Source organism: Collinsella sp. TM09-10AT, assembly GCF_003436275.1.
GTDB lineage: Bacteria > Actinomycetota > Coriobacteriia > Coriobacteriales > Coriobacteriaceae > Collinsella.
Genome location: NZ_QSOP01000022.1, coordinates 14,894 through 39,760, shown reverse-complemented (window position 1 = coordinate 39,760; position 24,867 = coordinate 14,894). Strand labels below are relative to the sequence as shown.

The 24,867-nt window shown below is 59.4% G+C and carries 20 protein-coding genes; 8 read left to right on the top strand and 12 right to left on the bottom strand.

Going from position 1 to position 24,867, the window contains the following annotated elements; all coding sequences use genetic code 11:
* The coding region (locus DXD77_RS08735; protein ID WP_117648454.1) for an HAD family hydrolase at positions 1-339 on the top strand (339 nt) is incomplete at its 5' end.
* 221 nt (positions 340-560) lie between these two features.
* On the opposite strand, the gene DXD77_RS08730 is transcribed toward DXD77_RS08735, so the two are convergent.
* Positions 561-1,418 carry a class II fructose-bisphosphate aldolase gene (locus DXD77_RS08730; RefSeq protein ID WP_022095149.1) on the bottom strand — a complete coding sequence of 286 codons (858 nt, stop codon included), beginning with the start codon at positions 1,416-1,418 and terminating at the stop codon, positions 561-563.
* Positions 1,419-1,753: 335 nt separating this feature from the next.
* Here DXD77_RS08730 and DXD77_RS08725 point away from each other — a divergent pair, with 335 nt between their 5' ends.
* The gene (locus DXD77_RS08725) at positions 1,754-2,557 is read left to right on the top strand and encodes a DeoR/GlpR family DNA-binding transcription regulator (protein WP_117648453.1); all 804 of its coding nucleotides are present in this window, start codon (positions 1,754-1,756) and stop codon (positions 2,555-2,557) included.
* A gap of 67 nt (positions 2,558-2,624) precedes the next feature.
* Here the strand turns inward: DXD77_RS08725 and DXD77_RS08720 are convergent, their stop codons facing one another.
* Together DXD77_RS08720 and DXD77_RS08715 are read right to left on the bottom strand one after the other, a co-directional pair.
* A complete protein-coding gene (locus DXD77_RS08720; RefSeq protein ID WP_187361794.1) occupies positions 2,625-3,785 on the bottom strand; it encodes an FprA family A-type flavoprotein in 1,161 nt (386 codons plus the stop codon).
* A gap of 129 nt (positions 3,786-3,914) precedes the next feature.
* Entirely contained in the window at positions 3,915-4,901 is a 987-nt protein-coding gene (locus tag DXD77_RS08715) for a LacI family DNA-binding transcriptional regulator (RefSeq protein ID WP_117648451.1), read from the bottom strand.
* A 383-nt stretch (positions 4,902-5,284) separates the two neighbouring features.
* Here DXD77_RS08715 and DXD77_RS08710 point away from each other — a divergent pair, with 383 nt between their 5' ends.
* Both DXD77_RS08710 and DXD77_RS08705 read left to right on the top strand, forming a co-directional pair.
* A complete protein-coding gene (locus DXD77_RS08710) occupies positions 5,285-6,490 on the top strand; it encodes a galactokinase family protein (protein WP_117648450.1) in 1,206 nt (401 codons plus the stop codon).
* Positions 6,481-8,109 carry a UDP-glucose--hexose-1-phosphate uridylyltransferase gene (locus DXD77_RS08705; RefSeq protein WP_233506783.1) on the top strand — a complete coding sequence of 543 codons (1,629 nt, stop codon included), beginning with the start codon at positions 6,481-6,483 and terminating at the stop codon, positions 8,107-8,109. The genes DXD77_RS08710 and DXD77_RS08705 overlap by 10 nt, the downstream gene beginning before the upstream one ends.
* A 241-nt stretch (positions 8,110-8,350) precedes the next feature.
* Here DXD77_RS08705 and DXD77_RS08700 read toward each other — a convergent pair whose 3' ends face one another.
* From DXD77_RS08700 to DXD77_RS08670, 7 genes are all read right to left on the bottom strand, one after another.
* Entirely contained in the window at positions 8,351-9,286 is a 936-nt protein-coding gene (locus DXD77_RS08700) for a hexose kinase (protein ID WP_117648448.1), read from the bottom strand.
* 56 nt (positions 9,287-9,342) lie between these two features.
* A complete protein-coding gene (locus DXD77_RS08695) occupies positions 9,343-10,224 on the bottom strand; it encodes an aldose 1-epimerase family protein (RefSeq protein WP_117648447.1) in 882 nt (293 codons plus the stop codon).
* Positions 10,225-10,601: 377 nt separating this feature from the next.
* The gene (lacB, locus tag DXD77_RS08690; protein WP_006234831.1) at positions 10,602-11,126 is read right to left on the bottom strand and encodes a galactose-6-phosphate isomerase subunit LacB; all 525 of its coding nucleotides are present in this window, start codon (positions 11,124-11,126) and stop codon (positions 10,602-10,604) included.
* Between the two features lie 63 nt (positions 11,127-11,189).
* Positions 11,190-11,618 (bottom strand): galactose-6-phosphate isomerase subunit LacA, encoded by a 429-nt coding sequence (lacA, locus tag DXD77_RS08685; RefSeq protein ID WP_006234830.1) that lies wholly within the window; start codon positions 11,616-11,618, stop codon positions 11,190-11,192.
* A 307-nt stretch (positions 11,619-11,925) separates the two neighbouring features.
* Positions 11,926-12,897, bottom strand: coding sequence for a hypothetical protein (locus tag DXD77_RS08680; RefSeq protein WP_117648446.1), 972 nt, complete (start codon positions 12,895-12,897; stop codon positions 11,926-11,928).
* A 298-nt stretch (positions 12,898-13,195) separates the two neighbouring features.
* Positions 13,196-13,534, bottom strand: coding sequence for a PTS lactose/cellobiose transporter subunit IIA (locus tag DXD77_RS08675; RefSeq protein WP_117648445.1), 339 nt, complete (start codon positions 13,532-13,534; stop codon positions 13,196-13,198).
* A gap of 214 nt (positions 13,535-13,748) precedes the next feature.
* Positions 13,749-14,753, bottom strand: a complete 1,005-nt coding sequence (locus DXD77_RS08670) for a LacI family DNA-binding transcriptional regulator (protein ID WP_117648444.1) — start codon at positions 14,751-14,753, stop codon at positions 13,749-13,751.
* A gap of 356 nt (positions 14,754-15,109) precedes the next feature.
* On the opposite strand from DXD77_RS08670, the gene DXD77_RS08665 reads away from it, so the two are divergent.
* Together DXD77_RS08665 and lacG (DXD77_RS08660) are read left to right on the top strand one after the other, a co-directional pair.
* Entirely contained in the window at positions 15,110-16,882 is a 1,773-nt protein-coding gene (locus DXD77_RS08665; protein ID WP_117648443.1) for a lactose/cellobiose PTS transporter subunit IIB, read from the top strand.
* Positions 16,883-16,951: 69 nt separating this feature from the next.
* Positions 16,952-18,391, top strand: coding sequence for a 6-phospho-beta-galactosidase (lacG, locus tag DXD77_RS08660; RefSeq protein ID WP_117648442.1), 1,440 nt, complete (start codon positions 16,952-16,954; stop codon positions 18,389-18,391).
* A 273-nt stretch (positions 18,392-18,664) separates the two neighbouring features.
* On the opposite strand, the gene DXD77_RS08655 is transcribed toward lacG (DXD77_RS08660), so the two are convergent.
* Positions 18,665-19,693: a LacI family DNA-binding transcriptional regulator gene (locus DXD77_RS08655; RefSeq protein ID WP_055310566.1), complete on the bottom strand. Its 1,029-nt coding sequence runs from the start codon at positions 19,691-19,693 to the stop codon at positions 18,665-18,667.
* A gap of 344 nt (positions 19,694-20,037) precedes the next feature.
* Here DXD77_RS08655 and lacG (DXD77_RS08650) point away from each other — a divergent pair, with 344 nt between their 5' ends.
* Entirely contained in the window at positions 20,038-21,486 is a 1,449-nt protein-coding gene (lacG, locus tag DXD77_RS08650) for a 6-phospho-beta-galactosidase (RefSeq protein WP_006234822.1), read from the top strand.
* A 175-nt stretch (positions 21,487-21,661) separates the two neighbouring features.
* A complete protein-coding gene (locus DXD77_RS08645) occupies positions 21,662-23,422 on the top strand; it encodes a PTS lactose transporter subunit IIBC (protein ID WP_117564764.1) in 1,761 nt (586 codons plus the stop codon).
* A 173-nt stretch (positions 23,423-23,595) separates the two neighbouring features.
* On the opposite strand, the gene DXD77_RS08640 is transcribed toward DXD77_RS08645, so the two are convergent.
* Positions 23,596-24,597 carry a LacI family DNA-binding transcriptional regulator gene (locus tag DXD77_RS08640; RefSeq protein ID WP_117648441.1) on the bottom strand — a complete coding sequence of 334 codons (1,002 nt, stop codon included), beginning with the start codon at positions 24,595-24,597 and terminating at the stop codon, positions 23,596-23,598.
* Between the last annotated feature and the right edge of the window lie 270 nt (positions 24,598-24,867).

The window sequence follows — 24,867 nt, the reverse complement described above, 5'->3', positions numbered from 1 at the left end:
TTTCCCGGTTCGACGAACAGCCGATCGTGTCAAATTTGGTCTAACAGAGCCAAAGAAATTGCACCCCTTGGTTTCGATAAGTATTTTGAGCACATCATCCTTGTCGAAGACACAACCGAACATAAACCCGCACCCGCACCCATGCTCGAATATCTCCGACGTGCGGACGCGAATCCTGGCAACGTCGTCTACGTTGGCGACACCGTCTACGACGAACAATGCGCAACTTCAGCAGGGGTCAGTTTTGCCCGAGCAGCATGGGGATCACACCAAGATATCCCAAACGCCACCTACAACCTCAAAACCCCCAACGACCTACTAACCCTAACAACCAAATAACCCACGCGTCCCACCCTTTCAGCCCCAACACCACAAGGGCGACGACCTCGAGTAGGTCAACCTGGGAGGGATGAGGGCTTAGTTCCCCAATCTTTCCGCAGGGGGCAAAAAGCCTCGCCGCACGAAGTGCGCAGCGAGGCTTTTTGCATGCCCGAGGACGATTGGGGAACTAAGCCCTCGTCCCTCCCCGGGATATGTAGCGAGTCGGAGTGCCCTTGCTGTTACTCTGCTTTGCCCACAGAGTTGAGGTTGGTCATGCGGATCTTAACCAGCTCGGTGATCTCACGCATACCCTCCTTGGCCGGCTTCTTGGGGTCGAAGCAGGCAGGATTCTCGGCCATGTAGGCCATGAAGCCCTTGGTGTAGGCCTGACGCAGCTCGGTGGCGTAGTTGACCTTGCAGATGCCGTTCTTCACAGCCTCGGCGACCTGCTCATCGGGCACACCGGAGGTGCCGTGCAGAACCAGCGGCACGTCGACGGCGTCGCGGATGGCCTTGACCACGGACTGCTCGATGTGCGGATCGCTCGTGTACACACCGTGGCTGGTGCCAACGCCAATAGCGAGAGAGGTGCAGCCGGTGCGCTCGACGAACTCCTTGGCCTCGGCCGGATCGGTGTAGGGGCTCTCGCCCTCAACCGCGGGACCGTCGTCCTCCTTGCCGCCAACCTTACCAAGCTCAGCCTCGACGGGCACGCCCATGGCGCGGCCAGCATCGGCGACGGACTTGGTCAGAGCGATGTTGTCCTCGAAAGACTCGTGCGAACCGTCGATCATGACGGAGGTGTAGCCCGTGCGGAAAGCCTGCATGCAGCGGTCATAGCCATCGCCGTGATCGAGGTGCAGGGCAACGGGCACGGAAGCGCGCTCGGCGGCAGCCTTGACCATGCCGTAGAAGTAGTCCAGACCAGCGGTCTTGATGGTGCCCGGGGTGGTCTGCATGATGACGGGGGACTTGGTCTCCTCGGCAGCGGCCAGAACGGCCATAACAAACTCGAGGTTCTCGACGTTGAACGCGCCGACGGCGTAGTGGCCGGCCTGAGCGTCCTTGAGCATCTTTTCGGTGGTAACAAGTGCCATGAGCGTTTGCTCCTCTCCCTCGCCCGCATCTGGACATCGGGCGTACGTGTCCGCAAGGCGTTTTACCTTGCGTTTTGCTGCGCTCATTGTATGAAAATCGCATCTGTCGCATGTACGAGATATCGCCGGCACGCAGGCCAAAACGCTCGTTTTTGAAAAGCAAACGGAAGGGATTCAGGCTAAATTCCCCTATCCGACATTACCGTTTTCAAGCGAATCATCTTTCTTTTATAGAAAAGATAAGTAATCGAAAGGCGTTTACTTGCTCAAAAAGAAAATGAACGAAAATAGACTCAACACAATTCCTGCAAATTTAGGCTGAGGATGGAGCAGCTATGGCCCACGCAACAACCCGAGCTTTCGCCGATGAGCGACGCGCCGCCATCATGGAGATGCTTGAACATAACGCCTCGGTGCAAGTAGCAGAAATCGCCCAGACCTTTGGCGTGTCCTCCGTTACCGCCCGCGCCGACCTAGACGCGCTCGCCGAGTCCGGCAAGCTGCGCCGCACGCATGGTGGCGCCGTGTCGCTCCACAAACGCTTAACCGTCTCCACGCAGGATCGCCGCATCAACGTCAACGTTGCCGCCAAGCAAGCCATTGCCCAAAGCGCTATCAGGCTTGTTAACGACGGCGACACGGTGCTTGTCGACTCCGGCACCACGGCACTCGAGTTCGTTCGGCTCCTCGACCAGCGCGATGGCATCACCGTCATCACGGCCGACATTACCATTGCCGATTACATCGACGAGAGCATGCCCTCAGTCGATGTCGTCATGCTGGGCGGGGCACTGCGCAAAGGCCATCGCTATCTGTACGGCCCACTTACCATGCAGGCGCTCCAAATGGTCCACGCCGATCTTGCCGTCATGTGCCCTGGCGCTTTCGTTCCCGGCTGCGGCTTTACCACCGACTTTCCCCAGATGGCTGAGACCAAAACGGCCATGATTGGCGCCGCCCGCCAAAGCGTGGCCCTCATGGACGCCAGCAAGGTCAACGGACGGGGCATGTACCGCTTTGCCGAGCTGACCGACGTCAACGCCATCGTGATGGACCGTGACCCCGATCACGCCGTCGCCACCTCAATCGCCGAGATCGTCGACAACGCCCGCCCAAATCTCCTCATCGCCGGCGCTTAAACAAAAACCACCACAAAGGTTCACCGTCCCCTTTGTGGTGGTTTGAGCGTTAAACGTGAACGTATCGCTACTTGGAGAGCTCGTCAGCGAGGGCCTCGATCTGAGCGCGCGAGGCGTCGTTGAGCGAACCCAGGACGGTCACCTTGTTCTGCGTCAGGGTGATGTCCTTCATACCCTCGAGCTCCTTGGTCATAATCTTGGCAGCTGCGGGCGCCCAGGAGCCGCCCTCGACGAGCGCCACCGTACGGTTCTGGTAGGCATGCTCGGCAAGCGTATGGATAAAGGTGCTCATGAATGGGAAGATCTCGCCCTGATAGGTAATGGAAGCGAGTACCAGACGGTCATAGCGGAACGCGTCCTCAACGGCCTCGGCCATGTCGTCGCGAGCCAAGTCAAAGACGGAAACCTTCTGGCCGCGAGCCTCGAGCGCAGATGCAAGCTCCTCAACGGCAGCCTTCAGATGGCCGTAGACGCTCGCGTAGGCAATGGTGATGCCCTCGTCCTCGGGCTGATAGCTCGACCAGGTGTTGTAGGTGTCGAGGTAGTAGCCCAGGTTCTCGGTCAGCACGGGGCCGTGAAGCGGGCAGATGATCTGGATGTCCAGGTCGGCGGCCTTCTTGAGCACGGCCTGCACAAACTTGCCGAACTTGCCCACGATGCCAAAGTAGTAACGGCGCGCCTCGCAGGCCCACCCTTCCGGATCCTCGATGTCGTTGGCGCCAAACTTGCCAAAGCCGTCGGCACTAAAGAGCACCTTGTCGGTAGCCTCGTAGGAGAAGAGTACCTCGGGCCAGTGAACGTTGGGGGCGCCGACAAAGGTCAGGCTGTGGCCACCCAGATCAAGCACGTCGCCCTCTTTGACAACCATCTTGCGCTCGGGGAAGTCGGTGCCAAAGTAGTTGACCATCATGCGGAAGGCGCCCATGCTTGCCACAATCTGCGCCTGGGGATAGCGCTCCATAAAGGCGGCGATGCCGGCGGAGTGATCGGGCTCCATGTGATGGATGACCAGGTAGTCGGGCGTGCGGCCGTCGAGTACGGTCTCGAGGTTGCCGAGCCACTCGTCGACAAATCCGCCATCGACCGAATCGGCGACAGCGATCTTCTCGCCCAAGATAACGTAGCTGTTGTATGCCATACCGTTCTCGGACACGTCGTACTGGCCCTCGAACAGGTCGATGTCATGATCGTCAACGCCAATGTAGCGGATATCCTTGGTGATCTCCATCAGGCAAAGCCTCCTAGATAGACAAATGAACCCGTCTATCATAGCACTCGCCTTCATAGTCACGGCTATCTGCCGGCATCCTTACCGATTGTTATTGATATGCAACGCCGAGCCGTTGACCTGCGAAAACTATGCGCGCGGCGCTGCCGTGGTGTGTCGAACGATGAGCTGACCGGGAATACGAATGGCGACGGTTTTGTCCGATGCCCCCGCCTTGGGAACTGCGCGCTCGAACACCTCGCGCCCGCGCTGATGCAGATCGAATCGAACGGTCGTGAGCTCGTTATGTGCGACAAAGTCGTCGAGCGAGTCATCGACGCCCACCACGCTCACGTCCTCGGGCACGCGCAAGCCGCTATCGCGCAGCGCGGCAATGGCGCCGTTTGCCATCTGGTCGTTTGCCGCGTAAATCGCCGTCATGGTGCGGTCGTGCTCAGCCAAGTACCGAGCGGCCTCGTAGCCGCTGTCGGCAGACCAGTCGCCCTCGAGTGGTGCCTGCGGCTTAATGTGTTTACGCTCGAGTGCATCCTGCCAGCCGGCGCGGCGAAACTGCTCGTCAACCGAAAAGGACGGGCCGCCGATATAACGAATCTGCTCGTGCCCCAGCTCAAACAGGTGATCCATAAGCAATAGCGAGCAGCCGTAATGGTCGGAATCGACCGTGGTCACGCGCGGATGCGCGTACATGGTAACGATGACCGTTCCAATGCCCGGCAACGGATCGAACGTCTCGAAATCGGGCGCCATGCGACTCATGCCGATGATGATACCGTCCACGGGCAGCGCGGCCATACGACGCGTGGCCTCGGCAAGCGAAAACTCCTCGGTCTTGGACATCTCGACCAGCGTGATGGCGCAGCCGTGCTCGCGGGCCGCGCTGGCAATGCCGTCGATCATCGTCAGGTTGCCAAACTTGGTGACATCGTTGACACACAGGCCGACCGAATGGTAACGACCATCGCGCAGCGAACGACCGGCATAACTCGGACGGAAGCCGAGCTCTTGCATAGCGGCTTGCACGCGCTGGCGCGTCTGCTCGTTGACGTTAGGAAGGCCGTTGGCAACGCGCGAGACCGTCTGCTGCGAAACACCGGCAGCACGGGCAACGTCGGCCATGGAAACCGGACGCGTACCTGTATCGTTGGAAGGGCGCCTTGCCACAAAATCACCTTCGCTCTTGCGGGATCTGAATAGCGTGAATGCCGGCCCGGGCAGAAATACATCCCGCGCCGAGGCCCGCTATCGTCGGACGCATGTTAACGTACTCTACTTTTTCTATCTGCATCTCTTCTGCTTTATAAGTCCATACGGCAATACCGTTCACGGCTGAATTTCTACCGATTACCAGATTCTCAAAAAGTGATAAGTGTTGTGTTATGAGTACGTTAACATAGCCCGTAACGTGCGGCATCGTAGATGCTGAGTTTATGCCGCTTCAAATTGTTAACGTACTCACTACGACGGAAAACTCGTCAGTATGCGCCAAGGAAAGGACCCTCATGACCACCCCCGACGAAAAGACACTCGCCACGCTCACCAAGCTGTTTGAGGAGGAGTTTGGCCCCATCGGCGATCGCCAGGTGCTCTATGTGCACGCGCCCGGCCGCTCCGAGATCAGCGGCAACCACACCGACCACGAGGGTGGCCACGTTATCGCCGGCTCGCTCGATGTCGCCGTTGACGGCATCGCCGTGGCAACCGATTCCAACAAGGTTCGCGTAGCCGACGAGGGCTATCCTACGTTTGAGATCACGCTCGACACGCTGGATGTCCAGGAGTCCGAGAAGGGCACGTCCGCAAGCCTCGTGCGCGGTATGGCCCACGAAATCGCTGCTCTGGGCGTTGAGCCCCAGGGCTTCGACTTTGCCTTTACCTGCTCCGTCCCCTCGGGCGGCGGCCTTTCCAGCTCTGCCGCCGTCGAGGCCGCGTACGGCCGTGCCATGGAGACGCTCTGGGGCGCGCCCGCCATTGAGCCCGTCACGCTCGCTCAGATGAGCCAGCGAACCGAGAACAACTACTACGGCAAGCCCTGCGGTCTTATGGACCAAGCCGCCGTGTGCCTGGGCGGCCTCGCCTACATGGACTTTGAGGACCAGGCTCAGCCTAAAACCCAGAAGCTCGAGCTCAACTTTGAGGATCACGGCTATGCGCTCGTGCTCGTTAAGGTCGGCGCCGACCACGTGGCAGCTACCGACGACTACGCCGCCGTTCCGCGCGAGATGCAGGACGTCGCCGCCGAGTTTGGCAAGGCACGCCTGTGCGAGGTCGACGTTGCCGACTTTGACGCCAAGCTCCCTGAGCTGCGCGCCAAGCTGGGCGACCGCGCCTGCCTGCGCGCCGTTCACTACTGGTACGAGAACGGCCTGGTCGACAAGCGCTGGGCAGCGCTCAACGCCGGGGACATTGACCAGTTCCTGGTCCTGACGCACGAGTCCGGCGCCAGCTCTGCCATGTACCTGCAGAATGTCGTTGCCAAGCTGGGATCTGAACAGCCTTCCATGTATGCCTTGGCGCTGGCCGAGCACGTGCTCGACGGCCGCGGCGCCGTCCGTATCCACGGTGGCGGCTTTGGTGGCACCATCCAGGCCTTCGTGCCGCTCGATCTGGTCGACACCTTCATTGCCAAGATGAACGGCTGGCTGGGCGAGGGCTCTGCCCGTCACTACGCCATCTCTGACAAGGGGGCTTACGCGGCATGGCTGTAATGACTGACGTGCGAGAGGCCGCGCAGAACCTGATCGAGTACGCCATCCACCGATCGATGATCGGCCAGGACGACCGGATCTGGGCATACAACATCATTTTGGAGTGCATCGGCGCCACGGGTCCCGCACTCGATATGGCCTGGGCGCTCCAGGTTGAGAAACTCTCGCTCTTGCACCCCAATACCCTGCCCGACTTTGATCTTGAAGGCACGCTTGCCGCGCTTTCCGAGGCCGCCGTTACCAACGGTGCCGCCGAGGACACGGCGTCAGGCCGCGACCGCATCGCCATGCGCATCATGGGTGCGCTCATGCCGAGGCCTTCGGTTGTAAACGAGGAGTTCAACGGACGTATGGGCGTCAACGAGCCCCGCGCCGCGACCGACTGGTTCTACGGCCTGTGCTGCGACGCCGGCTACGTGCGCCGCGCCGCCATCGCGCGCAACATCAAATGGAGCACCCCCACCAACTGGGGCGATCTTGAGATCACCATCAACCTGTCCAAGCCCGAGAAGGACCCGCGCGATATCGCCGCGGCTGGTGCCGCAAAGAACACGGGCGAGAAGTATCCCGCCTGCCAGCTCTGCATCGAAAACGAGGGCTATCCCGGACGCTCCGCCGCAGCCGACGGCGGCGCTCACCCCGCTCGCCAGAACCTGCGCATTATCCCCATCCAGCTCAACGGCGAGCGCTGGGGTTTCCAGTACAGCCCGTACGCGTACTTTAACGAGCATTGCATTGCCATGAGCTCCGAGCATCGTCCGATGCACGTCGACCGCAAGGGCCTGACCTGCCTGCTCGACTTTGTGGACCTGTTCCCGCATTACTTCATCGGCTCCAACGCCGACCTGCCTATCGTGGGCGGCTCGATTCTGTCGCACGACCACTTCCAGGGCGGCGCGCACGAGTTCCCCATGATGCATGCCACCGAGGTCTCGCAGTTTAGCATGCCCGGTTTTGACCAGGTCACCGGCACTGTGCTGCAGTGGCCGCTCTCGGTGCTGCGCCTGCGCTCGCATGACCGCGCTCAGCTGCTCGACGCTGCCGAGAAGATTATCCTCGCCTGGCGCGAGTGGACCGACGAGTCTGTGGGCGTTATCGCGCACACGGCCGACGGCGTAGCGCACAACACCGTGACGCCCGTCATCCGCCGCGTCGACTCCCGCGGCAACGCCGGCGGCGAGATTTACGAGGCCTACCTGGCGCTTCGCTGCAATATCACGACCGACGAGCATCCGCTGGGCGTTTTCCACCCGCATGCCGAGTATCACCACATTAAGAAGGAGAACATCGGCCTGATCGAGGTTATGGGCCTGGCTATTCTTCCGCCGCGCCTGGTTCCCGAGCTCGGCGCTGTCCGCGAGCACCTGCTGGCAGCCAAAGCCGATACCAGCTACGACCTTGCCAGTGCGCTCGAGGGCGACGACCTTTGCCGCAGCCATGCCGCGTGGGCCGAGGACGTCTATGCCCGCCGCGCCGACGAGCTTACGGCGGAGAACGCCATCGACATCCTGCACGAGGAGGTCGGCGTGGTGTTTGGCCACGTGCTCGACAACGCCGGCGTCTTTAAGTGGGACGAAGCCGGCCGCGCCGCCCAACAGCGCTTTATCGACTCGCTGTAATGATCCCTTGGGGACGGAGGAAAACGGATCATTTCGTCTTCAAGACAACGGCGCCCGCCGGCAACATTGCCAGCGGGCGCCGTTTTTGCGTGCAGTCATTGGGGACGCTCTTAAACGACTAGTCAAACAAGAACGTCCCCAACGACTAATGACTCGAGCGTGGAAAATCTCCCACTTTGAGCTCGCATGGGCACCAAAAGCAGGAGATTATCCACGCTCATTCTATTAGGAGTCGCAACCGCTACAACTCTACGACCTCAACGTTGCTGTAGATCTCGTCCCAGCGGTCCATGACCAGGTGGCCGGTCTTGGGATCCATGGCGTTGAGCTTGCCGCAGGTATTGGCGGTCTTGAGCACCGTGACATCGTCGGCACCAGCAGCAATGGCATGCGCAAAGCCAGCGATGGTCGAGTCGCCGGAACCCGTCGCGTTCACAGCCGCAATCGCGGGCGTCTTGGCGCGGAACGCGCGACCTTCATGGAAGCCTACCGAACCGGCAGCGCCCATCGAAACGACAACCCAGGGAATACCGGCAAAACGGTCATCGGCGGCAAGCGCCTCGCGCAGGGCATCGACATCATCGGTCGTAAAGGACGTACCCAGCAGGCCGTTAATCTCGGTCAGGTTGGGCTTTACGAGCTCGGGCTTAGCGTCGGACTCCAGCGCTGCCTCCAGCGATGCACCCGAGGTGTCGAGCAGCACCTTGGCGCCCGCCTCCTCGGCGATCTTGACGAGCTCGGCATAGTAGCCGGCATCGACGCCACGCGGCAGCGAGCCCGAAAGCGTCACAACGTCCGCCTTCGCCGCAAGCTCGGCGAACTTGGCCGTAAAGGCCTCGAGCTCGGCCGGGGCGATTTGCGGGCCGCTCTCCAGCAGCTCGGTCTGATTACCCTCGTGCAGGATATTCAGGCAGATGCGCGTCTCACCGGCGATGGGCACAAAGTCGTTCTTGACGCCGTCGGCATCCATAAGCTCGGCCATATAGGCACCCATGTGGCCGCCGAGCAGACCGGTCGCGAGCACATCGTCGCCCAACTGCAGCAGCACACGGCTCACGTTGAGGCCCTTGCCGCCAGCGGTCTTTTCGGGCGTCACACGGTTAACATCGTCGATGACCAGCTTGTCGAGCTGGTAGCGCGTATCAATCGACGGATTCATGGTAACGGTCAGAATCATGTTGAACTCCTGTTTCCGGGGCGCGATGTGCGCTGCCCCAAACATACGATAGCTCGTTAAAGGATCTCGATCCCAAAGCCGCGGGCGATAGTCTCCCCCGGCTTGGCCACCAGGCAGCCACGCTTATGCTCCAGGACATCGTCCTCGTCGGAACAGGTGGACAGGCCACCCCACGGTTCCACAGCCACAAAGTCGGCCTCGGGCTTGCTCCACACAATCAGGTATGGCATATCGGGGAACGTCAGGCGCACGCCCTTGTCCTCGGTTTTCTTGGTCAGCGTAACCACGCGGCTCTCGAGCACGTCAAAGATGGTCTCCGCGAAGTCGAAGAGTTCGTGGGTAAGCGGCAGGCTCTGGTCGATCATGGGGTTCTTGCTGCGATGCTCAACATCAATCAGGCCAGTCGAGGGAACGGCAGTACAGAGCTCGGTGGCCTCACGCTGCTCAAAACGAAGCTCATAATCGTCATAGGACTCGCCCTCGTCGAGCGGGCACTTAAAGCCGGGGTGACCGCCCACAAAGAATGGCATATCCTCGGTGCCCTCATTGGTCACCTCGTACGACACGGCCACCTTAGCCGCATCGATCGTGTAGCGCGCGACGATCTTAAACGGATACGGATACTGCTCGAGCAGCTCGGCGTGGTCGGCAGAGCTTAGGCTCAGCGCAACCATGCTGTCGCCCTGCTCCTCGAGCTTCCACTCCTGCTTGCGGGCAAAACCGTGGCGGGCAAGCTTGACCTCGCGGCCGCCCATGGTCATCGCGCGGCCGCCACGAAGGCCGCCGCAAATCGGAAAGCAAATGGGTGCCTGGCCCGACCAGACCGCCGGATCGCCCTGCCACAGGTACTCACGGCCGTTGGCCGCAATAGAAGTGAACGACCCGCCCGCCGTGGTCAACGCCACACAAATCAAACCGTTATCAAGAACAAACTCCATAGGAGCCTTCCCTTTCTTACGACAGCCCGCCAAGTCAATAGGGCTGATAGAAAACCGGCCCGCGCCCCCTCACAGAAACGCGAGCCGTCAATTGAAAAGCTGCAGAATGCCGGGTACCGCCAAAACGAAGCACACAAGCCAAGCAAGCAAACGTGTTATCGGAGCAGCTAGCCGAACCAGAACGCTTCCCAACAACAGCGGCAACCCTGCTGGTACCCCCTACGTCAGCGAGCGGCGCTCAGGTGCCCCAGGTCGCCGCGAAAGAGGAGCGACGCGTACTTCATGTACGCGAGCGACGGTTTGAGCGGCGAGATGGGGTGCCTGAGCGCCGCGCAGCGTCGACCCGTTACGCGGTTTGGCAAAACCGCGTAACCCCACTAGTCGTGGTATTCGCCGCGGTCCCACTTCTCGAGGAACTCGTCAAAGAAGTGCGGGTCGGCCTGAGCCTCGGCGTCGGCCTTATTGCAAGCGTCGATCTTGGCGATCAGGGCATCGTGCTCGGGGGTCTTCTCGTAGGGCTCCTCCAGGAAGGCAAGCATGATGTCGGCCATCAGGAACTCACCGGTGATCTTACCGCCAAAGCCCACGATGTTGGCGTTGAGCTCGCGACGGGCATACAGGGCAGAGGTCATGTCGCGAACCAGGGCGCAGCGAGCGCCGGGAACCTTGTTGACGGCGTTGGTGATGCCGATGCCGGTGCCGCACAGGGCCACGCCAAAGTCGGCCTTGCCGCTGGCAACAGCCTCGCCCACGGCCTTACCATAGATGGGATAGTGCGTACGGGTGTGGCTGTAGGTGCCGCAGTCGAGCACCTTGTAGCCAGCCTGCTCCAGGCGGTCGGCCAGATAGATCTTCTCGTCCGTAACGATATGGTCGCAACCGATTGCGATGGTCTTCTTCATCAGAACGTCCTTTCGTCTGAATTCACAAGTTGAGGTAGAAGTTCGAGTTCTCGGTGGCTCTCGTTAGGCCATCTTGTTGAGCATGTCGACACGGATCTGGTGACGGCCGCCGGCGTACTGAGCGCGCAGGAACTCGCGGGCGATCTTCTTGGCGACCTCGGTGCCCACAACGCCCGGGCCCATGGTGACCATGCGCGAGCCGTTGTGCTCGCGGGTCATGTAGGCGGAACGCTCGTCGGAAATGTTGGCGACGACCATGCCCTTGATCTTGACGGCGGCCATATAGGAGCCGACGCCGTACTTATCGAATGCGAAGCCCTGGGAATCCTTGTGCTCCAGCAGGTCCTTGGCAACGGCGGTCGCGGAATCGACAAAGTCCGCAGCAGGGGTCTCGGAATAGTCGACGACCTCGTGACCGTCGGCGATGAGCATCTCCTTGATGGACTCCTTCATCGACATACCGTCGGCATCGGAAGCGATTACAACCCTCATGACATCCTCCTTGAGAGATACGCTGGCGCGTAGTTTCTGTTTGGAAGTGTTGAATCGCGATCAGGTCCGGGCATCTGAATGTGCGGTTCTTCACTGTTCATGTTTATTTGAACACATTCGAACATTAACTGCAACAACTAATTGTTTATCTTTGTTCTTTTTTGAACAAATACCATTCACGGATGATTGCTGACCGTTTTGGTCTGGCACGGACGTAGTGACCATGTGTTCAACAAACAAAAGGGCGGCCGAGAACATGTCTCGGCCGCCCTTCTTACGGTTGATCTTCCAAAGATCGCGTTGCCGCCTACTCAGACTGCCCGCTCTTCTTGGCATGTTTGGACGGAGCACTCAAGAAACGACCCATCAGATAGTTCGCGGGACCGGAGACATCGATCCCCAGCAGCACGTGTCCTAGCCATAGGAACGCCACGAGCACCAGTAGAGGAATCACACACGAGGTCACGATCATCACAATGACGCCTTCGATGAGGTCGGTCACCTGCTGCACGATCTTGTCGGTCATCTGCTTGGCACCGCTGGTCACCGACGTGACCAGGCTCGAGGCCCCGTCAGTCAACTGCTCGAGCACGTTTTTGGACTCTGTAGACTCGGTCTTTTTCTTGCTTGCTTTGGAGCTGTCGCTATCTGCCGCACTCGCAGCGTCGGCCGCCTTTTGCTCGGCCTGTTCAATGCTGACGCGATATGTCTCGTCGACCTTTTGCGATACCCACACGCTTGCAGGCACCAACGCCATGCCGATCATGGCGACTACCAGCACGCGGGTCGCCACGCGGCGCAGGACGGCACTCGTGCTCCAGCGCCCGTGAATGCCAAGCGACACCGCAAAGAGCGCCAACGCAAACGGGATTAAGATGCCCAAGCCAACCGACCACAAAATAGTCAGCAGATATTTCTCGAGGTAGAGCACGGCAAGCACGATACCGAGGTTGCCTGAAAGCTGTGCGAGCTGCTCGGCAACCGGCGTTCCCGTATCTCCAGGCAGCGCCGTGATGCCCGCAGACAGGGCAACGCACGAGGTCGTGAGCGCCAAAACGTTGCCCTTCTTTTGATCGATAACCTCGATGGTGGAGTCCCAAGTCTTGGTATCGGCAAAATGCGGGCGAGCCACAAAGCCCGACAGCAAGGCCAGTACCACGAGCGCAACGATGATACCGATCTGCAGCTTTTTATTTGCGCACACGACATCGGACAGGCTGGGCTGCAGCTCGGTTACCGTCGTGTGCTCGGTTATCTGGACAGGACGCCCATGAGCCATCTCGTGCGCGTCTCTTTTTTGTATTGACCCGTTATCCGGCATTTGGATACCTCCTCAGTCCGGCGTTTAATGTGAAAGGAAGTATACCCACCCAGCGAAAAACCGAACGGCAAGACGAACGGGCACCAAGACTGTCCCCAATGACTATTTCGGGATGAGTTGCGGTGGAATAGGGATTGTTTTGCGCCCGCCGGTCCCTATTCAGTCCCTATTTCACCGCAACTTGGAGGAGTGCAGAAAAAGCCCTGCCGCGGATAGCGGCAGAGCTTTTGGAAGGGGACTTGGTTGTGAGAGCTCGTTAGGCGAGCTTAGCCTCGAGTGCGGCGATGCGCTTATAGGCATCGATGGTAAAGCGGGTCTGCTTCTCCAGGATCATGGTGGTCATGAGAGTATCCTGAGCATGGGCCATGATGAAGGTCATCTCCATCTCGCCGCCGCCGGCCTCCTGCGAAAGCAGCTTGGTCTGCGTGTCGTGGGCACCGATGAGCGCATCGCCGGCATCCTTGTGCAGCTGCTCGGCCTTCTCAAAATCACCCTCGCGAGCAGCATCGAGCGCTGCAAGCAGATCGGTCTGGGCGTCGCCCGCGTATGCGACAATCTCGAATCCAACCATCGAGATTTCTTCTTTGGTTGCCATATTGCGTTCCTTTCACATATGAACCAATGGAGAGCATCGCGTCCGGGCATACGCGCTGCGTTGTGTATGACAGAGACAGTAACATTCAAACAAAAAAGAACAGCGCAAAACGTAATTTCGAGCTATGAACGGTCGTTTTTCGCCCGTGAACGGTTTTTAAACCAATCCGAACATTCTTGAACACAATTAGCGGAAACCCAAACGGGACCGCACCCTAGCGTACATCGCGCACCGTATCGCCCTTGACGAGCACGCCCGGAAACAGCATGTGCTCCACGCCAGACTCAACGCCCTCGGCGCCGGCAATCTTGTCGACCGCCCACATGCCGACGCGCTTGTTGTCAAAGCGCACCGTAGTCAGGCGACGATCGGGCACGATATCGCCCAAACTATCGTCAACACCCACCACGCTCACGTCCTCGGGCACGCGCTTTCCGCGCGACTCGAGCCCGCGAATGCAGCCGTAGGCCATGGCGTCGTTTGAAGCATAAATGGCCGTACAGGTCGGATCGTCCGCCAGAGCCTGACCGGCAGCATACCCGCTCTGTGCCGTCCAATCGCCACGGACGAGTCGCGGCGGCTCAATACCATGCGCGCGCAATGTCTCACGCCAGCCCTCCTCGCGTTGCATGCCCGAAAGCGAGCGCTCGGGGCACGAGATAAAGTGCACGGTCTTGTGCCCCTGCTCCAGCAAGTACTCGACCACCTGGCGCGAGCAATCGAACTGGTCGTTATCGACCGTCGAGCACAGCGGGTGCTCCAGCATGGTAACGAGCACCGTCTGCATACCGGGCAGCGGCTCAAAGGTGCCAAAATCCGCCGGCATGCGGTTCATGATCACAACCATGCCGTCCACCGGCAGCGCGCTCATGCGCGACGATGCGCTCTCGAGGGTATACGGATGTCCATCTACTTTAGTAAGGGTGATGGCATAGCCATGTTTGTCGGCCGCGGCGGCAAAGCCCTCCATACGGTCGAGGTTGCCGGTACCGGTAATGTTGAACATGGCGACGCCGACGGTCTTAAACTTGCCGCGACGCAGCGAACGGCCGGCAAAGTTTGGACGATACCCCAGCTCGCGCATGGCGGCACGCACGCGCTCCTTGGTCTCGGGGCGCACGCTGGGCGAATCGTGCACGGTGCGCGAGACCGTCTGCTCCGAGACGCCCGCGAGACGCGCCACGTCCTTAACGGAAACCGATTTTTTAACAGCGGCCATAGGTCGATCTTTCTATGTCAACGATGCCATCGCGGGCATCCCAACAGACAAAATGAACGCCTCCAAGTATATCTAACGCCTCCCCCACCATACGCTCACCACCCAAAACCTACCGTTCACCGACAATTCCGCTTCCCCGGACGGCTTTTGTCGTCCAAATGTTAACGTTGCCATTGCGCAAACACAGAGCCACCGGGCGGCTCAAACGTTCACGCGTAAGGAATCGATGGTTCGCAGGCATAGGAACCACCGGTTCGCGTCTTTTTTTGTGTCGCAAAATGGCAACGTCAACATTTTGGCAACCGAACGCCAAAAGCTACCATCGTTGCTAACCCACCGACTCTTAGGAGCATTGTATGGAGCAACTCATCGCCATCATCGAAAAGGGCCAGCCCTTTTTCAACGCGATCGCCCGCAACAAGTACCTCAAGGCGATCCGCGACGGCTTTATCTCCGTCATCCCCATCATCATCTTCTCGTCCATCTTCTGCCTGGTAGCCTCGGTCCCCAACATCTGGGGTTTCTACTGGCCCGATGACATCAACAACGCCCTGTGGAAGTGCTACAACTACTCCATGGGCATCCTGGCCATCGCCTGTGCCGCCACCACGGCCAAGCACTTCGCCGACGCGCAGAACCGCGACCTGCCCAAGAATAACCAGATCAACTTTATCTCGTGCATGTGCGCGGCCATCATCGGCTTCCTGCTCCTTTCGAGCGACACGATCGCCACGGACGCCGCCAGCGGCTTCAACACCACCTACCTTGGTTCCAAGGGCCTGCTGACCGCCTTCATCGCTGCGTTTGTGACCGGCATCATCTACAAGTTCTTCATTAAGCGCAACATCACCGTCAAGATGCCCGAGCAGGTTCCGCCCAATATCTCGCAGACCTTTAAGGACATCATCCCCTTCTCCGTCTGCATCACCGTCTTTTGGGTCTTTGACATCGTCTTCCGCGCCGCCTTTGGCTTCTGCTTTGCCCAGGGCGTCATCCAGGTGTTCCAGCCCCTGTTCACCGCTGCCGACGGCTACATCGGCCTCGCTGTAATCTACGGCGCCATGAGCCTCTTCTGGTTCGTGGGCGTCCACGGCCCCTCGATCGTCGAGCCCGCCATCGCCGCCGCCCTCGTTGCCAACATGACCGACAACCTGGCTGCGTTCCAGGCCGGTCAGCACGCTTCCGCTGTCCTGACCCAGGGTGCCCAGTACTTCGTCGTCTGCATGGGCGGCACCGGTGCCACGCTCGTCCTGGTCTTTATGTTCTGCTTCCTGGCCAAGTCTCAGGAGATGCGCGCCGTCGGTAAGGCCGCCATCGTCCCGGTCTGCTTTGCTGTCAACGAGCCGCTGCTGTTCGCCGCACCCATCGTGCTCAACCCCGTCTTCTTTGTCCCGTTTGTCTTTGCCCCGATCGCCAACATCTGGATCCTCAAGATCTTTATCGACTTCTTGGGCATGAACGGCTTTATGTACACCCTGCCTTGGACTGTCCCCGGCCCCATCGGCACCATCATGGGCTTGGGCTTCCAGCCGCTCGCCTTTGTGATGCTCGCCCTCATCTTGGTCGTCGACTTTGTCCTGTACTATCCGTTCTTCCGTGCCTATGACGCCCAGAAGTGCGCCGAGGAGGCCGAGATCTCCCAGGAGGAGCTCGCCGCCAAGAACGCCGAGAAGGCCGCCAAGCTCAACGACGCCTTCCAGGGCAAGGCCGATGCCAAGAGCGTTGCCGCCGGCGCCGCAGCCGAGGCCGTGAAGGCCGACGCCCCTGCCGCTTCTGCAGCACCCGCTGCCGAGGCAACGACCGCCAGCGACCTCAACGGCAAGCGCGTGCTCGTGCTCTGCCAGGGTGGCGGAACCTCGGGTCTGCTCGCCAACGCGCTGGCCAAGGCTGCCAAGGAGCGCGGCATTAACCTCGAAACCGCTGCCGAGGCCTATGGCAACCACGTGGATATGCTCCCCGACTTTGACCTGGTCGTCCTGGCCCCGCAGGCCGCAAGCTACCTGGCAGACCTGCAGAAGGACTGCGGGCGCGTAGGCAACAAGTGCGTCGCCTGCCGCGGCAAGCAGTACATCGAGCTCTCCCAGAACGGCGATAAGTCTCTCGCCTTCGTAAGCGAGCAACTCTCGTAGTAACTAACGCCCAGGGCCAGTCGACCATCAACAGCCGGCTGGCCCTTCGATTTAGACGATTGGATCATCATGTCCGTTAATCCTGCTAGCGTCACCAACCCGCCCGCGCAGTTTCCCGAGGACTTTGTCTTTGGCGGCGCCACTGCTGCCTACCAGGTAGAGGGCGAGACCCGCACTCACGGTAAGGGCAAGGTTGCCTGGGACGACTTCCTGGAGGCCCAGGGGCGTTTCTCTCCCGATCCCGCTTCGGACTTCTACAACCAGTACCCCGTCGACCTGGAGTTGTGCGAGGAGTTTGGCATCAACGGCATCCGCCTCTCCATCGCCTGGAGCCGCATCTTCCCCAACGGCACCGGCGAAATCAACCCCGAGGGCGTCCAGTTCTACCACGACCTCTTTGCCGAGTGCCACAAGCACCACGTTGAGCCGTTTGTCACGCTGCATCACTTTGACACGCCGCTTCCCCTCTTTGAGAAGGGCGACTTCCTCAACCGCGAGACCATCGACGCCTTTGTGGACTTTGCCACCTTCTGCTTTAAGGAGTACGCCGACCAGGTAACCTATTGGTTCACCTTTAACGAGATCTGGGCCGACGCCTCCAACACCTACATCGAGGGTACCTTCCCCGGCGGCGTCAAAGCTCATCTGGCCGAGGCCTTCCAGTGCGAGCACAACATGATGCTTGCCCACGCCAAGGCTGTGCTGGCCTTCCACAACGGCGGCTTTAAGGGCAAGATCGGCGTCATTCAGTCGTTGGAGTTCAAGTACCCGCTCAACGAGAACGACCCCGCCGACATCAAGGCCGCCAACAACGAGCACGTGCTGCAAAACCAGTTCCTGCTCGACGCCACCTTCCGCGGCGACTATGCCCCCGACACCCTCGAGTGCGCCAACCGCCTGGCTGCCGTCTCCGGAGGCACGATCGAGATCCGCGAGGAGGATCTCGAGATCATGCGCGAGGCCGCGCTCTACAACGACTACCTGGGTGTCAACAACTACCAGTGCCGTTTCCTGAAGGCCTATGACGGCGAGAACGACCTGCACCACAACGGTACGGGCGAGAAGGGCACCGGCCGCTGGCGCGTTAAGGGTATTGGTGAGCATGTGAACAAGCCCGGCATCCCCACCACCGACTGGGACTGGATCATCTATCCCGAGGGTCTGTTCGATCTGCTCGTCTACATTAAACAGCGCTACCCCAACTACAAGCAGATTTTCATTACCGAAAACGGCATGGGCTACAAGGACCCCTACAAGAACGGTTTTGTGGACGACCAGCCGCGCATCGACTACATCGAGCAGCACCTGCGCTGGCTGCTTAAGGCCATGGAGGTGGGCGTCAACGTGGGCGGCTACTTCCTGTGGAGCCTGCAGGACCAGTTCTCCTGGACAAATGGCTATAACAAGCGTTACGGCTTCTTCTACGTTGACTTTGAAACCCAGAAGCGCACGCCCAAGGCAAGCGCCTACTGGTACAAGCACGTGGCGCAGACCCGTCGTCTGGACTAGTGGCTTGCAGTTGGCGTAATTGCCCTGCTCACATAACTTGTCCCCATTTCTCAGCCGGGGGCGGCACGTCACACGGCGCGCCGCCCCCGGCCTTTGTGTTTGGGCGGACCGGGAGCCGTTTGTCTCGATCTGTAACATCTAGCCGAGTTTTTTGGTCCTAGCTGTTACAGATTGAGACGAACAGGATTGCTCTTTCCGAAGAATCTAAATCTGTAACACGTAGCCCGCTTTTGACCGTCTACCTGTTACAAATCGAGACAAACGGAGTAGGACCTAACCCCGTATGTCCCTAACAGTCGAGCGTTCGACCAGCGTACTCGGCACATGAATCGCCTCGATAGACGAGCTCTCTCCAATCGCCGCCTCAAACGCAAGCTTACCGACACCGCGCAAATCAAATCGCAGCGTCGTCAGTCGATTGTGAGGAACAAGTCCCTCGAGTGCGTCGTCGATACCAACCACGCTCACGTCGTCGGGCACGGACAGGCCCGCGTTCTCGAGCGCGGCGATAACGCCCAGCGCCATCTGGTCATTTGCCGCAAGCACGGCAGTCGGCGCCTGCGACCCGCCGGCAAGCACCTCGGCCGCAATCCGCTCGCCCATGGCGTACCCACTGTCCGCACTCCAATCGCCACGCAGCATCGGAGCGGCATCGACATGAGCACGACCCAGCGTATCGCGCCAACCGGCCTCACGAAAACGCGAGGAAATCGAGTTTTCCGGACCCGCCACAAACCGCATATTCGAGTGACCATGTTCCAGCAGATAATTGGTCAACAGCTCGCACGAACCATACTGGTCGGAGTCGATCGTCGTGCAGCGCGGATGCGCATACATGGACAGGATGACCGTTCGCACTCCCGGCTGGGGAACAAACTCCTCAAAATCGGGAGCCATGCGGTTCATGTTGAGAATCATGCCGTCGACGGGTCGCTCGACCATGCGGCGCGAGGCATCGGCAAGTGTATAGGGCTTGTCGCCGCCCATCTCGATCATAGTGACGGCAAAATCGTGCTCGCGCGCCGCTTGCATGATACCCTCGAGCGTCGCCAGGTTACCGACACGTGTGATGTTGTACATGCACAGGCCAATAGAACGATACGACCCGCCGCGCAACGCCGCTCCAGCAAAATTGGGACGAAAGCCCAGCTCTTCCATGGCGGCCAGCACACGCTTGCGCGTCTTTTCCGTCACGTTGGGCATACCGTTGACCACGCGAGACACAGTCTGGCGGCTCACGCCAGCGAGCGCCGCAACTTCTGCCGCGCTCGCCGAATGACCATTCCTTGTCTGCTGAGCCATGCCTTCCACGCTAACCTGCTTCCCAACTATTCCCCGCGCCCATGGCGCATCGTACATACATTGATAACGTGCTCATGATACCCGAGCCATATACCACAACATGAAAACTTCTGTCAATCAAAACCGCTTACCGAACAAATACAACCGTTCGCGGCTGTTTGAAGTTGTTTTGTTTCTATACATCCCAGCCGGATGTTAACGTGCTCATTGTCAAATGTTCACGTGCTCATTTTGGTTCTAATCATTTTAAGATAGTGTTTATCGGGCTTTTTCACCGCTGAACGCTAACCAGGGAGCCTCCTGAGCGCAAACGCACAATATCGAACAGCGAGACGAGAGGGTGTATGCATATGTCTTTGCTAAACCGCGTACAGCAGCTGCCGAAGGGCTTTGTTTGGGGCGCCGCAACCGCCGCGTACCAAACGGAAGGTTCCACGAAGGTGGCAGGCAAGGGTAAGACCATGTGGGACGATTACCTTGTCGCCCAGGGTCGCTTTTTGCCCGACCCGGCCAGTGATTTCTACAACCGCTACGAGGAGGATATCCGCCTTTCTGCCGAGCATGGACTCAACGCCATCCGTGTGTCCATCGCCTGGACCCGCATCTTCCCCAACGGCGACGATGCCGAGCCCCTCGCCGAGGGCGTTAAGCACTACCACGAGCTGTTCGCCTGCTGCAAAAAGTATGGCGTCGAGCCCTATGTGTCCCTGCATCACTTTGACTCCCCCGCCGCCCTGTTCAACCAGGGCGACTGGCTCAACCGCAAGACCGTCGACGCCTATGTGCGCTATGCCGAGTTCTGCTTCCGCGAGTTCCGCGAGGTCAAGAATTGGTTCACCATCAACGAGCTCATCAGCCTCTCGCACTCCCAATACATCCAAGGCAACTTCCCGCCCAACCATCACTTTGATGTGACGAGCGGCATCCAGAGCCAGCACAACGAGCTCGTTGCCCACGCCCGCGCCGTCAACCTGTATAAGGATCTTGACGAGACCGAGCACCTGGGCGGACGCATTGGCATGGTCAACGTCCTGACGCCGGCATATCCTGCCACAGACTCGCCCGCCGACCAGCACGCCGCCGACCTGTACAACGCCTTCTACACCGACTTCATCATGGACGGCGCCTTCCTGGGTCACTACTCCGCGCGCACCCTCTCACTCATCAACGAGATTCTGCGTGCCAACAACGCCACGCTTACGGTTGAGGACAGCGACATGGAGGAGCTCGCCAAGGCGGCGCCCCGCAACGATATGTTCGGCCTCAACTACTATCAGTCGGCGTTTATCGCCGCCTACGATGGCGAGTCCACCAACAGCTTTAACGGCACCGGAGACAAGGGCACCTCGTGCTTTAAGTTTAAGGGCGTCGGGCAGCAGGTCGATATGCCGGGTATCCCCACCACCGACTGGGATTGGCTCATCTACCCGCAAGGCCTCTACGACACGCTCAAGCACATCAGCGCCACCTATCCCAACCTCCCCGTCATCTATATCACCGAAAACGGCCTGGGCCACAAGGACCCCGAGCCCGACGCAAACGGCATCGTCGCCGATCCCGAGCGCATCGACTTTGTCGACCAGCACATGGAGAAGGTGCTCCAGGCGCGTGCCGAGGGCGTCGACGTCCAGGGCTACTTTATCTGGAGCCTGCAGGACCAGTTCTCGTGGGCCAATGGCTATAACAAGCGCTACGGCCTGTTCTACATCGACTTCGACACGCAAAAACGCTACATCAAGCAGTCGGCACTCTGGTACAAGGAGCTCGCCGACACTATGGCGGACGCGCAGTAGCGCATCGCCTCGCTTTCCCCCGAGGGGGAGCGGCCCCATGCGATACAAACCCAGCCGCTCCCCTCTCTCCCCCTGGGACCGACCCCGCCTGCACCCGGGCTTTTAGCAAGCGGGAGACCATATAGGTTTTCAACGTCCATGCCATTAAGATTTCATGCAAAGAGGAGCGTGAACTATGGAATCGATCGTTAAGTTCTTGGAGAAAGGTCAGCCGTACTTCGACAAGGTCTCTAAGAACATCTACCTTCAGGCCATTAAAGACGGCTTTTTGGCAGCAATGCCCATCATCCTGTCTTCTTCTGTCTTCCTGCTTATTTCGACCCTGCCGGGCGTTGTCGCCACGGTCGGCGGCTTTACGCTGCCCGACTGGTGGAACGTCGACGTCGTGAACTTCTGCAACAAGGTTTACAACTTCACGATGGGCGTCGTGGGCATCATGGTCGCCGGCACCACCGCAAGCGCGCTGACCGGCTCCAAGAACCGCCGCATGCCTGCCGGCAAGGCCATCAACGCCACGAGCACCATGGTCGCCGCCATGTGCGCTATGCTCATCTTGGCCGTTACCCAGACGAGTGCCAAGATCGACGGCGCCGATGTCTCGGTGTTCTTTACCGACAACATGGGCACCAAGGGCCTGCTGAGCTCCTTTGTCGCCGCATTTGCCACGGTCAACATCTATGCCTTCTGCATTAAGCGAGACATCACCATCAAGCTGCCCAAAGAAGTCCCCGGCGCCATCGCCCAGAACTTCCGCGACATCTTCGCCTTCAGCTTCTCCATCCTGTTTGTCGCCGTCATCGACGTTATCTGCCGCACCTGCTTGGCCGTCCCGTTTGCCAACGTCATCTCCACGCTGGTGAGCCCGCTGTTCGCCGCTGCCGATTCCTACGCCGGCCTCGCCCTCATCTGGTTCATGATCCCGCTGTTCTGGTTCATGGGCATCCACGGCCCCTCGGTCGTTAAGCCTGCCCTCAACGCCGCGCTGTTTGGCAACATCACCACTAACCTCGCCACGCTGCAGGCCGGCGGTCACCCCGCCCTCGCCCTGACCGAGAACTTCGGTAACTACATCGGCGAACTCGGCGGCACCGGCGCCACGTTCATTGTCCCGATCATCTTCCTGCTCTTTATGCGCTCCAAGCAGCTCAAGGCCGTCGGCAAAGCCTCTGTCGTACCCGTGATGTTCGCCGTCAACGAGCCGCTGCTGTTCGCCGCGCCCATCATCCTCAACCCGTACTTCCTGATCCCGTTCCTGTTTGCCCCCGTGGCCAACGTCCTCATTGGTAAGTTCTTCATCGACTTTTTGGGCATGAACGGCTTTATCTATGCCATGCCGTGGGCACTCCCCGGACCGATCGGCACCTTCATCGACACCAACTTCCAGCCGATCTCTCTGGTCCTGGTTGTCGTCCTGCTGGTCGTTGACTTCTTGATCTACTACCCGTTCTGCAAGGCCTACGACAACGTCCTGTGCAAGCAGGAGGCCGAGACCCTGGCCGAAGAAGAGGCCGAGGAGACCAAGACCGTCAAGACCGCTGACGCCCCCGCCGTTGAGGCTCCTGTTGTCGAGACCGCTTCTGCCACTGAGGCCTCCGCAGCTCCGTCCGCCCTTAAGGGCAAGGATCTGAGGGTTCTGGTTCTGTGCGCTGGCGCCGGCACCTCTGCACTGCTCGCCAACGCGCTTAAGGAAGGCGCCGACGAGCTGGGCATCGACATTACCGCCAACGCCGGTGCCTACGGCAGTCACTACGCCATCATGGACCAGTACAACGTCATCGTCCTGGCTCCGCAGGTTCGCACCTATTACAACGAGATGAAGGCCGACACCGACCGCCTGGGCATCACGCTGCTGTCGCCCAAGGGCAAACAGTACATCGACCTCACTAAGGATCCCAAGGGTGCCGTCGCCTGGATCGAGGAAAACCTCGAGGCATAAGACGCTGACACCACCTGCCGCTCGCAGACAATAAATGGCCCGTGCATCGATGTGTGATGCGCGGGCCATTTTGTTTAGACCGCACCCGTCCTCCTGTTCATCTCAATCTGTAACATCTAGCCGAGTTTTCGGGTCCCACCTGTTACAGATTTAGACGAGCAGGCCGAGCACGTCTACGCCCGCAGATCCCGCACGCTCGCGCGCTCGACCAACACACCCGAGACGAGCGTACGGCTTCTGGAGCTCGGGGCTTCCAGACCTGCGACGACCTCGTTAAGCGCACGGATGCCCAGCTCGCGGTGGCGAAACTTCACCGACGTCAGAATCGAGTTGGGAATCGTCTTGTAGAGCTCATCGTCGAAACCGATCACGGACACGTCGTCGGGCACATTGAGCCCTTTGTCACGTAGAGCCATCATCACGCCGTTTGCCATGCAGTCGTTAGCAGCGAGGACCGCCGTGCAATCGGGCTTATCGGCAAGCACAAGGCCCGCGGCATAGCCACTATCCGCATTCCAATCGCCTTGCAGAGGCTCGGGCGGCTCAATGCCACGCGCCTCGAGTGCCGCACGCCAACCTTTCATACGGCACTGACTCGACAGCGACTCTTTCTTACCCGAAACGAAGTACACGTTCTTGTGCCCGTGATTCAAGAAGTACTCGCACGCCATGCGCGCACCACCCTCTTGATCGTCACTGACGGTAGAGCAGGTAGGATGCTCCATCGGTGTGATAATCACCGTCTTGAGGTCTTTCGGAGCCTCGAAGGTATCAAAGTCATCGACCATCTGACGCAGGTTAAAGATCATGCCATCAACAGGCAGCTGCGACATCCTACGCGCCGCATCGGCAAGGGTCATCTTTTCCCCTGCGCGCTTCTTAATCATCGTGAGCGCAAAGCCGCGTTCTTCGGCGGCATCGGCGATACCGTCGATCATGTCCACGGCACCGCCCGACAAGTGGAACAGCACGACGCCGATGCACCCGTAACGGCCCAACTTGAGCGAACGCGCGGCAAAGTTGGCTCGAAACCCGAGCGCCTCCATGGCCGAATGAACCTCATCGCGTGTCGACTCTCGCACGCTATCGGGCTCGTTAATCACGCGCGAAACCGTCTTGAGAGAAACACCAGCGGCAATCGCCACATCATTCATTGAGACATTTTTCTTGTCCATCGTTGCCACTGCTTCTCCAGTCGGTTTTACATCGCTTGTTTTTGCGTTCTAGCATACACTACCTGCCTGACTGATAAATCAACCGTTTACCGAACAATATCGACCACTCACCCGTATATCCTTGTTGCTCTTCCAAAAATGTCTTACGTTGTCATTAACGAAATGACAACGTTGTCATTTCGCAATGCCTTCCTTAAACAGGAAGGTTTCCGGGCAGTCCTGACCATCCATCGACGACCAGTTCCATCCACATGCATCGCGCATCAAGTA